This window comes from Dyella sp. 333MFSha (assembly GCF_900102405.1).
GTDB classification, from domain to species: domain Bacteria; phylum Pseudomonadota; class Gammaproteobacteria; order Xanthomonadales; family Rhodanobacteraceae; genus Luteibacter; species Luteibacter mycovicinus.
The window spans coordinates 883,208-895,898 of the sequence record NZ_FNBR01000001.1 but is presented as its reverse complement, the minus strand read 5'-3'; the positions used below and the strand labels follow the sequence as shown (position 1 = coordinate 895,898).

11 protein-coding genes are annotated in these 12,691 nt (G+C 61.2%); 8 read left to right on the top strand and 3 right to left on the bottom strand.

All coding sequences use genetic code 11. The features are described from left to right. Nucleotides 1-115 precede the first annotated feature (115 nt). The 3 genes from BLT40_RS04085 to BLT40_RS04075 all read left to right on the top strand — a co-directional run bounded on the left by BLT40_RS04085 (nucleotide 116) and on the right by BLT40_RS04075 (nucleotide 3,130). Complete coding sequence (locus tag BLT40_RS04085; protein WP_090351612.1) at nucleotides 116-1,267, top strand: alpha/beta hydrolase; 1,152 nt, start codon at nucleotides 116-118, stop codon at nucleotides 1,265-1,267. Nucleotides 1,268-1,458: 191 nt separating this feature from the next. Continuing rightward, a complete protein-coding gene (gene arsH, locus BLT40_RS04080; RefSeq protein WP_343123892.1) occupies nucleotides 1,459-2,163 on the top strand; it encodes an arsenical resistance protein ArsH in 705 nt (234 codons plus the stop codon). 169 nt (nucleotides 2,164-2,332) lie between these two features. Continuing rightward, the gene (locus BLT40_RS04075) at nucleotides 2,333-3,130 is read left to right on the top strand and encodes a transporter (RefSeq protein ID WP_255363928.1); all 798 of its coding nucleotides are present in this window, start codon (nucleotides 2,333-2,335) and stop codon (nucleotides 3,128-3,130) included. 697 nt (nucleotides 3,131-3,827) lie between these two features. Here BLT40_RS04075 and BLT40_RS19895 read toward each other — a convergent pair. Continuing rightward, nucleotides 3,828-4,277, bottom strand: coding sequence for a hypothetical protein (locus tag BLT40_RS19895; RefSeq protein WP_143025826.1), 450 nt, complete (start codon nucleotides 4,275-4,277; stop codon nucleotides 3,828-3,830). A 232-nt stretch (nucleotides 4,278-4,509) separates the two neighbouring features. Here BLT40_RS19895 and BLT40_RS04065 point away from each other — a divergent pair, with 232 nt between their 5' ends. Further along, a complete protein-coding gene (locus BLT40_RS04065; RefSeq protein WP_090351604.1) occupies nucleotides 4,510-5,127 on the top strand; it encodes a hypothetical protein in 618 nt (205 codons plus the stop codon). A 603-nt stretch (nucleotides 5,128-5,730) separates the two neighbouring features. Here BLT40_RS04065 and BLT40_RS04055 read toward each other — a convergent pair. Continuing rightward, complete coding sequence (locus BLT40_RS04055; protein ID WP_090351598.1) at nucleotides 5,731-7,644, bottom strand: YaaW family protein; 1,914 nt, start codon at nucleotides 7,642-7,644, stop codon at nucleotides 5,731-5,733. Between the two features lie 227 nt (nucleotides 7,645-7,871). Between BLT40_RS04055 and BLT40_RS04050 the strand changes: the two genes are divergently transcribed. Then, a complete protein-coding gene (locus BLT40_RS04050; protein ID WP_090351595.1) occupies nucleotides 7,872-8,549 on the top strand; it encodes a hypothetical protein in 678 nt (225 codons plus the stop codon). An 80-nt stretch (nucleotides 8,550-8,629) separates the two neighbouring features. Here the strand turns inward: BLT40_RS04050 and BLT40_RS04045 are convergent, their stop codons facing one another. Then, complete coding sequence (locus tag BLT40_RS04045) at nucleotides 8,630-9,412, bottom strand: alpha/beta fold hydrolase (protein WP_176809093.1); 783 nt, start codon at nucleotides 9,410-9,412, stop codon at nucleotides 8,630-8,632. A gap of 112 nt (nucleotides 9,413-9,524) precedes the next feature. Here BLT40_RS04045 and BLT40_RS04040 point away from each other — a divergent pair, with 112 nt between their 5' ends. The 3 genes from BLT40_RS04040 to BLT40_RS04030 all read left to right on the top strand — a co-directional run bounded on the left by BLT40_RS04040 (nucleotide 9,525) and on the right by BLT40_RS04030 (nucleotide 12,370). Next, complete coding sequence (locus BLT40_RS04040) at nucleotides 9,525-10,430, top strand: LysR family transcriptional regulator (protein ID WP_090351590.1); 906 nt, start codon at nucleotides 9,525-9,527, stop codon at nucleotides 10,428-10,430. A 108-nt stretch (nucleotides 10,431-10,538) separates the two neighbouring features. Further along, nucleotides 10,539-10,937, top strand: a complete 399-nt coding sequence (locus tag BLT40_RS04035; protein WP_090351587.1) for a lysozyme inhibitor LprI family protein — start codon at nucleotides 10,539-10,541, stop codon at nucleotides 10,935-10,937. Nucleotides 10,938-10,984: 47 nt separating this feature from the next. Then, the gene (locus tag BLT40_RS04030; RefSeq protein ID WP_090351581.1) at nucleotides 10,985-12,370 is read left to right on the top strand and encodes a peptidoglycan-binding domain-containing protein; all 1,386 of its coding nucleotides are present in this window, start codon (nucleotides 10,985-10,987) and stop codon (nucleotides 12,368-12,370) included. The last annotated feature ends 321 nt before the right edge of the window (nucleotides 12,371-12,691 follow it).

The window sequence follows — 12,691 nt, the reverse complement described above, 5'->3', positions numbered from 1 at the left end:
GCCCTGCAACCGAACGCGACGGCAGCTCATAGGCTGGGCTGCGCACCTGCCGCTGCTGGCTTTTCTACACGCCGCGCCGCCCACCGCCCGCAGAGCCAACCCCTGGAAAGAGACTATGCCGAACCGTTCAAACACCGATGCCACACTGCCTGAAGGAATACGGCGGCGATCGCTGGCGGGCATCAATGGACTGACGGTCAGTTTGCTTGAGGCTGGTTACGAGCAGGCGAACCGCCCGTTGGTGTTGCTGCTACACGGATTCCCGGAGCTTGCGTACAGCTGGCGAGCGACGATGTTGCCGCTGGCTGCCGCGGGGTATCACGTCGTCGCCCCCGACCAGAGGGGCTATGGCTCGACGACGGGATGGGACGACCGTTACGACGGTGACGTGGCCTCGTTTCGGACGCACAACCACGCAAGAGACGCACTGGGCGTGGTCGAAGCGCTTGGGTACCGCGCCGTCCACGCCGTGGTGGGCCATGATTTCGGCGCCATGGTGGCGGCGTATTGCACATTGGTCCGTCCCGATATTTTCAAGTCGCTCGTAATGATGAGCTTTCCATTCGATGGGCCGCCGCCCATCCCGTTCGATACGACACGGTCGCCCCCGGTGCGGCATACGCCATCACCCGCGGAGCAGCTCGCCCAGCTGTCGCCGCCACGGGAAGACAGCATGGTCTGGTTCGGCTCGCGAGGGGCGAATGACGACATGCTGCACGCACCGCAAGGCCTGCACGATTTCCTGCGCGCGTACTTTCACGTGAAGAGCGCGGACTGGGCGGGCAATCACCCGCACCCCCTAAGCGGGTCGATAGCCGAGCTGGCGACCCTGCCGACGTACTACATCATGGAGAAAGACGTCGGCATGGCAGCGACGGTGGCTCCCCTCATGCCGACACCGAGCCAGGTCGCCAGCAATCGCTGGTTTACCGAACACGATCTCGATGTCTACACCGCGGCGTTCCAGCGCACGGGGTTTCAGGGCGGGCTCAACTGGTTCCGATGCCACGCGGGTCCGATCGGGCGTTCCGAACTCGAGTTGTTCACCGGGCGCACCATCGATGTACCCTCCGCTTTCGTTTCCGGGGAGTCCGACTGGGGTGCCTACCGAAAGCCCGGGGCACTCGAGCGCATGCAAACCAGCGCGTTCACACGTATGGAAGGCGTGCATTTCATCGAGGGCGCGGGGCACTGGGTCCAGCAAGAACAACCCGACCGCTTCAATGCCCTGTTGCTTGAGCTGCTGGAACGCAACGGTCGCTCATAAGGCGCGTTGCGCGGATGGTGTCTGAGGCGCTGCGCAACGCTTCGATCAAAAAGGACGGATCGGTCGGCCGCTTGCCCGAGACAGGGCCTCCGGTTTGAATTCCTTCGTTTCGATGGAACTGGAAGAGATGGAAGTAGAATAGTCGGAACCATTTCGAGGACACACGGCCCGTGCACACCGATCTGCCCCATCTGGATCTGGATCACCTGTCTGCGCCCGACGGGGCGCAGCTGCGCCATCCGGATGACCTCGGCCACGCACCGCGGATCCTTATCCTCTACGGGTCGCTGCGGCCCCAGTCGTTCAGTCGCAAGCTCGCCCTGGAAGCCGAGCGCATTCTCAGGCATCTGGGTGCGGAGACGAGGGTATTCGACCCGCACGAGCTGCCCATGCTTGACGCCGTGCCGGCGAGCCATCCCGAGGTGCAGCGTCTGCGCGAATGGTCCACCTGGTCGGAAGGCCAGGTCTGGGTGAGCCCCGAACGGCACGGATCGGTCACGGGCGTATTCAAGAACCAGATCGACTGGCTGCCACTCGAAGACGGCAGCGTTCGCCCGACACAGGGCCGGACGCTGGCTGTCATGCAGGTGTCGGGCGGTTCGCAAAGCTTCAATGTCGTCAACGCGCTTCGCGTGCTCGGCCGCTGGATGCGCATGGTCACCATCCCCAACCAGTCATCGGTAGCGAAGGCATGGCAGGAGTTCGAGGCAGACGGACGCATGAAACCGTCAGCCTTTTATGACCGCGTCGTCGATGTCATGGAGGAACTGATGAAGTTCACTCTCATGGTTCGAGGTCGCAGCGACTATCTGGTCGACCGTTACAGCGAACGCAAAGGCGATGCGCAACAGCGGGCGCTGGTGCAGGCGGCGGGTGCGGTCGAAAAAGAGAGCTGACGGTTCGGCTGGGCGCCAAAAGGAAACGACACGCTGACGAGCACCGCAATTTCTTGCGCAAACTTTACGGGTACAGGGCCACAGCGGCCACCGTCTTTACGGCGCCGTCCCTATTGTCTTCGGTTCCGCTCCATGGCCACAGCTGGCAGGAGCCGCATCTGGAACCACTGTGAAGACACCTGCGTTCATTGCCGCCTTCGTCGCGCTCTCCCTGTCTGGCCTTGCGCACGCACAGACCACCGACGACAGCCCTCTGTGTACCGACCGCCCGACCAAAGCCAATGCCACCTGCCCCGTTCCCCAAGGCCATTGGCAGCTGGAAACGGACATTGGGAACACCGTTCATGACGCTCAAGGGGCGAACAAAACGGATACGTCGTATCCACTCAATCCGACGCTGAAATACGGCCTTGGGGGCGCCACCGACCTGGAAGCCACATGGGCGCCCGACGTGCGGGTCCACACTCGTGCAGATGGCAACCACCAGCGTCGACACGGTCAGGGGGACCTGGTCGTTCGCCTGAAAACCCGGCTCTACAGTTCCGACCAGGCCTCGGTGGCGATCATCCCTTTCGTGAAAGCACCTACCGCGCGCTCCGGACTGGGGAACGATCGGTGGGAGGGCGGGTTAGCGGTACCCGTCGGCGTCACGCTACCGGCCGGCTTTTCGCTCACGCTGGGTCCGGAGGTCGACTACCTTGCGGACGCCGACGGGGATGGGCACCACACGGCGCTGAGCAATCTGGTGAACGTGGCGCACGCCCTCTCGGACCGGCTGACACTGGCCGTGGAGTATTGGGAGCAGCGTAACTGGGACCCCGCAGGCACGATCAAGCAGCAATCGGCTGACGTGGCGTTGAGCTTCGCGATCGCGCCTCGCTTCCAGGTCGATGTTGGCGCGAATTTCGGACTGAACGATCAGACGCCAGATCGGCAGTTTTACCTTGGGTTTGCGCATCGGTGGTGAACGCGTCGGTTTCGAGTAGAGCCTGGCTGTGGCTGGTTGGCGATTGTTCTTCTCAGTCCTTCGGCTTGACCGGGACAAGGTCGGAGCACTCATGTGCACTACCCAGTATTATTGGGTCGTAGACAACAAGCCCGCCCCCCAGTCAACTTGCAAATGAGGTCGAAAGGGTGAACAGCATCAATTGGGCAAGTATCCTGAATGACCGTCAATACATTGGGTTTCGAATTACGATGATCGGGGTGACCATAGGATTCATCGCATTCGTCATTGCCGTTTGTGGATTCATGTACCTGGGCGTCTCGGTGTTCGTTGTCGGCCTATCGACGGCGGTGACAGGAATCTTGATCAATGTCTCGCATGTAAATCGTCGGAAATAGCCATCATCTGCGTAGATGACGCCTGAGTAGTTCTGGAGTTGGCGATGAGAGGGATTTCCCACTTCGCACTGTCCGCCACGCGATGGCCTCGGCCCCTGCTTTCGCCTCATCCCCGTTTAAAGCTCCCGAGGCTCGGGCTGAGGTAACTGCCGCGGCCCCAGCCGGCACCATGCTGCTGTCATTTGCCAGCAGTGGCGACCAACCGAATGCCGACGCAGCAGCCGTCTTCGAGACCGCGCCGGACAAAAACGACGTCCGTCCTCATCAACCACAGCAAGGACAACAAGTTTTCGTTCGTGCACGGAAGTGCCACTGTTGAGCTATGTAGAAAAGTCAGGCGGGTGACTGCAACCCAAAGAACTGCGCCATCCTCGTGCAAGAACAGGACGGCTGTATTTCGCTAGTACGCGACGCGTCTTCGCGCCCGTTGGATTCCAACCCAGCGCCTGTTTCACAAACGCCTGGTGCAGTGGTGTGGGATTCGGAACGCGCTCCTTCTTTCCATCGACGACAACAACGCGGGTGTCAGTCCACTCGGTGCTAAGGAGCGAGGGTCCACCTTTCATTTCGAATAAAAAGAATCGAGCACCTGCCTGAAAGAGCGTGTCACCGTGCTTGTTCTCAGCCCGTCCGGAGAGGGAGGCATAAAGTCCCGGCAACCCCTGCGTGCCCGCAGCCAACCACTGTGCGACGCGCGCTGCCGTTGCGACCGTCCCTTCCCAAGGATCTTCCAAGTCCGCCATCACTACCCCCTCCTGTTCGAGACCCACGGCGTCTCTCCGCCAGATCAGACGCTTGGCTACCGCGTCGCAGCGATCCGAGCGGTCTCTTCGACGGCCACTGCGCATTCCCGAATTCCGAAAAGCGGAAACGTGGCCGATTTTGAGTAGGAGTTTTACCTACGTCCGAATGAGAGACCCCGCACATCCGTAAGAGATTGCGACCTACTACAATCAGGAACGGCGTAGGGGGCGCCGTCTATTTGCAAAGGAGATGTGCCGCATGCTTCATTCGCTTCGTTTATTCGCCATGACGCTACTGGCGATCACCCCTCTCACCGCCTTGTGCGCCACTGGACCTCTGGAAGTGACCTTGCGCACCTCCGAGAATCCGCAGGAGGCAGAACTGGGCATCGTGGTCGTTACGGTCACCAATCAGTCCGATCGTTCGCTCCTGATCCTCACTGCCGACAGCGCCTTGGTCACCGATGGCGACCACTTGTTCAACGACGTCATGTCCGTCACGGATGCGGACGGGCACGCTGTGGCTTATCACGGTCGCGCGGTGCGACCGGCCCTGGGCAACCCTCAGGCTTACGCGACACTCGCCCCAGGGGAGCGCAAGGAATCGCGCGTTGATCTGCCCGCGAACTACGCGGTGGACGGAGGCACCTACACGGTGACTTATACCCAGCGCTACGGCGAAGTCGGAGAAATGGACCCCGACGCAGCTCCGGCCCGCGAGGCGCATAGCAACGCTTTGAAGTTTTACGCGAACACCAATCTGATCCAAGCCAAGCGAGGCATCAAGATACCGAGAAGGACTTCATCGAACGAGCCAAAATCCTCGCCGACTTCGACCGCACGCGAGCCTGCTGGACGAGTAAACCTCTCCAGGTAGTGGACCTGGAGGACAACACGTTCCTGCTGTCGACTCAGGACCGGGTCTTTCGAATCAACAGCAAAGATGTTACTCCATCCGGACTTGCGCCCGACCTTAAGATTGTTGAAGTGCCAACTGGCGATTTGAGCACGTCCTTCTATGCATGCGTCGAAGCGTCGAGAGGTGTGACCGCAGCGCTGAACGATTGCATCGGCACCGAACACGATGCGCAGGACAAACGCTTGAATGCCGCCTACCGACGGCTACGCGATTCACTCGCGCCTGAGCTTCGCACTTCGTTGCGTGACGAGGAACGAGGATGGATTGTGGCACGCGATCGCGATTGCGCAGCCGATGGAGGTGGGACAGGCAGCTTACTCGACGCGAACCAGTGCGTATTGAATCAGACGGCGAGGCGGGCATCCGTGCTTGAGGCACGGCTGGCTCGTTAGGACCGGTCATCCCGGGGCTAGATTCGGTGAATCCAGGACCCCGCCAATGACGTCACCGAGTAAACCGCAGACCTCAAGCAACGATGACGCGAACCTCTCTCCAGGCCAGCCTCTGCCTCCCCACGTCTGTCGCCGGAAGGCCGGACTGGGACCGGCCACGGACGCGCCGTCAGGCAGCCAGGGCGCGAAGGATTTGCCCATCGCGAACTTCGAGCACGACGACGGCGGGCTCCGCATGATCAAGGGCCAACCTGTCCAGGTGGTTGAAGGAGACATGCTCGCTCATCGCCAGAAGTGGTTGGCGCGCCTGTTCCCAGAGCCTGAGACGCTCCTGGTTGGCCGACACTGCTACCGCAGAATCGGTGACCGCTTTGAAAGTGGCCCTGCGTGCATCAACGGCGGTGGAGAACTTCGTGAGAAACCCCTCCGCGCCGGACAAGCCCCCGGCGACCTGTTCAAGGGCGTCTCGCCGATTCATCGCAAAAGTCACCGATTCCGGGTAGCAAGCCACCAGCCGACAGGCCATAAACCGTGCGGCCAGACAGTATTTCCACTGCGTCACCAGGTCCTCGAAGCGCTCCTGCCGTAGTCGCAGAGCCTTGGTCAGGCCGGCGGTGCCAAACGTATCGGGGTCTTTGAATGTCGCAACCTCCGCGATGACCGCCTCGATGTCTTTCTGCAGATGGCTCTGCGTCGCACGAAGCCCGGATTCATACTGCTCCAGCTGTGCATGCACGATGGCATTGAGGTCGCCCCGCAAGATGAGCGGCGCCACTTCCTGCAGATAAGCGATCGCAGCTTCAATGGCAGATTTTCGCTCGTTCTGCTGAAAAGTCTCAATGCGTCCGATGCCCTCAAGGACCTCGTTGAGCTTGCGACTGATGTCCGCCAGATGCTTCTGTGCAACAAGGACCGAAACTATCTGGAACAGTGCCGCGCCGTTGGCGAGATTGGCCAGGCGATCGTCTTCGAAAAACCGTGCATGCTCCACGAATCTTCCATCGGGACCACGTACGAAACCACGCAAGCCGTTACCGTCGGCGGCCTGCGCCAGGGAACCATTGACGACGCACTTGAGGTAGTGGTGTGCACCGACCTCACCGGCCACCAGCTGGCTCGGAAGCGCCTGCAGCAGCGGGCTGAGCCGGTCGAGGCCGGATCCGAGGTCGACTTGCTGGACCCGTGCAGGCAGCAACGCGCGGTCGAACCCGGAGAACGACACCAGCGGTGCATCGGGCGACACGCCGACGTGAAACAGGGAATGGTCGTCCTGGCTTGCTACCCTCTGTATCCGGGCCAGGGGCTCTCCACACTGCCCGCAAAACTTTTCCTGACCCATGGCCGTCGCGCCGCAACCATCGCATTGGACTGCCGCAGCCTGCGGCTGCATTTGACGCAGGTAAGCTATCTGGGTCACACAGGGGACAGTCACCCGAAAGGCTGCGCTGGCAAGGTCGTTTGCGGCAGCGGCCAACGCGGCGGGCCCGCTCAGCAATCGGCCCAGAGCGAACTTGCCCACTGCCTTCGCCACAACTACCGGTGAGTTGAGATCCGGCAATTTGGTGCGCGACAACCACTGTGCAACGGCCGCTGCGGGAGCTCCACCGTTCAGTATGGCGGCTCGCCACGCGGGAAGGCCTGCGCTGTCGCCGACCGATGTACCAGCAGCATTCAATGAACGCCGCTGTTCGTCGTCGATGACGGGCCACACCTTTTCGAGACGGGCAGCGAGAAATTCGAGCTCCATACGCTCAACCGGCATGGCCCCCTCGGGCTGGCCGCCAACGTATGACAATGCATCCGCGACTATCTCACGATAGGCGACGCCGCCTCGTCGGGCCAGGTTGGCGATTGAGTGGCCGCCAAACTGCTGCAGTTCGCCAATCAAAATACGGAGCGTTTCCCGCGAATAAATGCCGCGCTGGGACGCTTCGAGGAGCAGCTCTTTAACTGCGGCTGGCAACGCGAGCCGCCCTTTTCCGTCGTCGGTCAGGTGCATCACCAGAACGTCAAGGTCACTGGCCCTGGATTCGGCAAGCAGGTTCAGCAAAGCGCTGTCGCCCTCAATATCCATCCTTTCCATGTGCACGCTCCCTCCGACGAAAATAGATTTTGATGCCTATCGGCACGCTCCCGGAAATTCTTTAGCGTCGTTATTCGGACCAAGCCAACTGCGCCCGGGGCGCATGCGTAAGCGCCGCCCATCGACCCGCTCTAGTCCGACCTCGTGCCGAAGCGTACATCTCGCTAACCTTGGCGAGAGCCATGGATTTGAACCATGGAATAACCGGTCAGAACGGAGGAGTTCAGATGACCATCCGCCGCCTCAGGTTTCTTCTTCTGCATGCTGTCTTCGCGAACAGCCAGGCTGGCCGCGTTCTGGCTTTGCCCTTTGCGGCTGGGCTGGCGCTGACCAGTATTTTTGCTCCTTCTGCAAAAGCGGCCACCTCGGCTGTGGTCCCAGCCAATATTCAGGCGCTGATGGTTCCCGGCGACACGGTGCTAGCCTTCCAGCCGGTTAAACCATTCGGTGCTGAGAGAGCGGGAGGCGCTCTTGTCGTGCGCCACGCCCAGCCGACTTCCTCAACCGGCAATGCCTGCGAGCTGTGGCTGCTGCGTGCCACAGGCGCCACCTATGCCGTGACGCTCAAAAACGGCGAGGCGATCGATTGCCGGTACAACGAGTCGGCCAAGAATGCCCTCCCCATGGCGCTTAACCACAACCTAACGGTCAGCCCGACGTCAGTGGCCTACTTCAACGAATTGCCACGGGGTGGTACCACTTATGCATTTGGGTGGGATGGACAAAAACGCGTCTGGCACCTGCAACAGGTCGAAGCAACATCCGTGGAGAACGGAGAGTCAGGCGTCATTGTGTCGAAGTCAGTGCTGGACTACCCGGCCACGCTACCGTGGCTGACGATCGATGCGTTTTCACCCAAAGCTATTCGTGAAGCGCTTCACGCCCACCGCACTGTCTTTCACTAGGAGCACAGCGTTGAATGCGGCGTCGAACAGTTCAGCCACGTCCTCGGGACTACGGGCGGGGCCTCTGAGAGCACGCGATGTCATGCGTGCAGCGCCGAAGCGAAGTCCGCGATGAGCGAGGCAAGCTCGTCTGGCGACTCGAGAGGCGACAGGTGTCCGGTGTGTGGGAGGACCGCCATGGACGCGCCCGGGAGATGTGGAAGGACGTGCGACGCCAGGAGCGACACCGGGTCGACTTGGTCCGCCTCGCCACCGACAACGAGCACCGGCACATTGATGCGACCAGTGTCAATCCGGATGTCTTCCATCATCGTTTCCATGGGCCATGCCCTCTTGGCGTCGACTGCGCCGCGCAGGCTGTCTTCAATGACCTGATCGAAGTCCTCGGCGGACAGTGCCTTGCCGGATAGGACCTGCTGGACCGTGGCCATCACAGATTCACGCGTGTCGTAGGCCCGGGTCATCATCGTGCGCTGCTCGAGTGGGAAGACCGACGGGCCCGGCGACGCTGGAGCGACGAGCACAAGCCCTGCGAGCCCCGCAGGGCGCCGCGAGGCGAGCAGTTGGGCAACCTTGCCGCCCATGGAGTGGCCGACAAGCACATAGCGCTGCAGTCCGACGGCGGCAGCCACGGCCTCGGCGTCATCAGCGAGAGTTGCAACGCTGTAATCGCCACTTCCGGCTTCCGATTCACCCCAACCCCGCTGGTCGATGGCGACCGTCTGGAAGCGGTCCGCCAAGGCGCCCGTTACGCGGTGCCAAGTGCGTGACGTACCTCCCCAGTAGTGCAGGAAGACGAGGGACAACTCCCCCTTGCCCTGTACCCGAACATTCAGCGACACGCTGTTGGCCTGGATCTTCATAGTCATCTCCTTCCGGCCCGATTGGCCGCGTCCCGAATGATGGCGTCGATCGCACAGGTACAGAATGGACGCAAAGGATTGACAATCGATACCACGAGTACATGATTGGTGAATGGACCAACTGCTAGCCATCCGCGTGTTTGTCAGCGCCGTCGAAACCGGCAGCCTTGCTGCGGCGGGGCGGCGGCTCGGGCTGTCGGCGTCCATGGCTGGGCGGCACCTGCGGGCGCTGGAGGATCGGCTGAACGCGCGACTTCTTCAGCGCAGCACCAGGCAGCTTGCATTGACCGAGACCGGCCAGCGGTATTTCGACCGCTGCAAACCCATCCTTGCCGAACTCGATGATGCCGGGCGCGAGGTCGCCGACCGCGACCAGACCCTTCAGGGCACCCTGCGGGTGTCCGCGCCCGTTACGTTCGGCGCGCGCCACATCGGCCCGACCGTCGCACGGTACCTCGAGGCGCACCCCGGAATGCGGGTCGACCTGAGCCTCACCGACCGTCACATCGATTTGCTGGCAGCCGGGATCGATGTTGCGATTCGCATCGGCCAGTTGTCCGATGAGAACCTGACGGTGCGGCGTCTTGCCTCGTGCCACATGGTCGCCTGCGCCGCCCCCGGTTACCTTGAGTCGCATGGCGCCCCCGTAGCGCCCGCCGATCTTTGCCGACACCCCGCGCTGGCTTTCAAGGGCGCCGTATCCTCCGGAGACTGGACTTTCATCGGACCCGACGGCGAGCGACACACCGGGATCATCGATGTCCGCATGCAGGCCGACAACATGGACATGCTGCGGGCAACGGCCATCGCCGACGGCGGCATTGTGTATGGTCCTGACTTCGCCCTGGCCGACGCTTTGAATGAAGGCACCCTTGTCGCGGTCCTCGGCAACTACCGAACAACCGCCCTTCCCGTTCACGCCGTGTTTCCTACCGCCCGCTACATCCCCGGAATGGTCCGGGATTTCGTCGACCGTCTGGCTGCGCACTTCGCAGGGACGCCGCCCTGGGCGCGTTGAGGACGGGTCGGTCTGTTGAAGCAACTCAACGAGAGCGAGATTTTATCCCAGCCGTATTGTCTAGCTATAATTGCAACGAAGAACTGCTAACAAGGGATCCTGATAGACATGTTCCGTATCGTTTTTGGACTGAGTTCCGCGCTTCTTTTCGGGAGCGTGACTTTCGCTCAGGATAATTCGGGAGCTAGCTCCCCGCTCCGTCCCTCCTACTACGCGTGCGTAAAATCGTCGGGCGGCGTGACCCTCACGCTGAACAACTGCATCGGCACCGAACACGACTTTCAGGACAAACGCCTGAACACCGCATACCAGCGGCTACGGGCCTCTCTCGACGTCACTGAACGCACGTCGCTACGCGATGAAGAACGAGCATGGATCGCGCAGCGCGATAGCGCCTGTCGCGAGAACGAGGGCGGCACCGCCGACTTACTCGACACTAATCAGTGCCAGTTGAATCAGACCGCTGCCCGCGCAGTTGTCCTTGAAAATCGTCTACGCCAGAAATAATTCGCCCCAGAGACGGGGCAAGTGAAGAAACCAACAGGAGTGGCAGCATGACGGACGAACTGGAACGAGCCAGGAGCACTGCGGAGCAGTGGCATTTGGGGCAGACCTCATCAGGCTATGAATCGGGCCCTGCGGGTGCAGGTGCCGTGTCGACCGGCAGAGGCGATCACGGCGGGGTGTCCTATGGGTCGTACCAGCTCTCAAGCTCCATGGGAACGCTGCAGGAGTATCTCGACCAATCGCCTTACGGGACGCAGTTCCACGGACTAACGCCGGTAACGCCAGCGTTCAACGCCAAGTGGCAGGAACTGGCACGTACGGATCCGGGTTTTGGGCGAGACCAGCACGACTTTGTCGGTCGTTCGCATTACTCCTCCCAGGCCGCCGCCCTTCAGGAACGTGGGCTCGATCTATCTGACCGAGGAATGGCGGTGAAAGACGCGCTTTGGAGCACGGCAGTTCAGTGCCGCGATCTGACGCCGAATATTTTCACGAAGGGTCTCAAGGAGAAATTTGGCGAGCACTACGACCTTGCCGCGCTGAGTGACAAGCAGATTGTGGATGCGGTCCAGGACTACAAGATCGCGCATGTCCAAACACTGTTCAGTCGATCTCCCGAACTGCACGAGTCGCTAAAGAATCGATTTGCGAACGAAAAGATCTCGCTCGAACATTTGGCCGAGGCGGACGCCACGCTCCGTGCCAACGGCGTCGTCGTGGAGCACACGGCGGCTCCCACGCCTGGAGTGACGCCAGTTCACCATGCGCCGAACGGAGCACATGCAGCTCATTCCAGGACCCTTCGCCTGAGTGACCACTCGGAGGCTGTTGGCGCGTTGCAGTCGCAACTCTCATCGCTGGGCTACGTCGGCGCCAATGGCACCCCGCTTCGCGCCGACAATCACTTCGGTCCAAACACACAAACCGCGCTTCTGGCATTTCAGCGCGACCACCACTTGCAGGCTGATGGGATAGCCGGTCCGCGAACGCTGAACGCACTCAACGAAGCGCAGGCTCAAACTCATGATGCTCCGGCCTTGAGGCTGGATCACCACGAACACGCAGGTCACGCGATGTATAGGCAGGCCTTCAGGCTTGTCCAGGACCTGGACGCGAGGCAAGGGAGGGATACCGACCATATGAGCTGCAACTTGGCGGGCTCACTTTGCGCCCAGTCACGCAGCGAAGGGATGACCAGAATCGATCATCTGGTGCTTAACGACGATGCAAGCCGGGCCTATGCCGTCCAGGGCGATTTGAATTCGCCGTTCAAGCAATTCGCGTCGGTCGACATCGCCCAAGCAGTTGCTCAGCCTCTCGCCCAGAGCTCCCATAACTGGAGTCAGGCGGATCAACAGCAGCAACAGCAAATTGCGGCCCCGGCACAAGAGCTACATCAGCAGGCTCATGCTGCACCTATCTTGAGCCGCTGATCGCGGGCGATCATTGGTGTCACCTGTGCGGCAGACCGACCCACGGGTGACACACTCAACGGGCGTGTGCAGCCGGCCGTGGACAAGCGGATTTTGAGTCCGCGGCTACAGGCTTTTTGAGATAGCGAATCAAAAAAACCCGCCGATTTGCGCGTACGGCGAGGTCCGCTCCATAGTCGTGGCGGGTGTATTGCGCACGTTATCGGTGAACGCTGAATCTGCTTCAACTACCGGCGTGTGCGGATGCGGCCAAGGGGCAGCTCGTTAAGCGCTAACCCGATAGTGTCTGTCGGGGATTGCGAACTGGTCCCACTATCGATA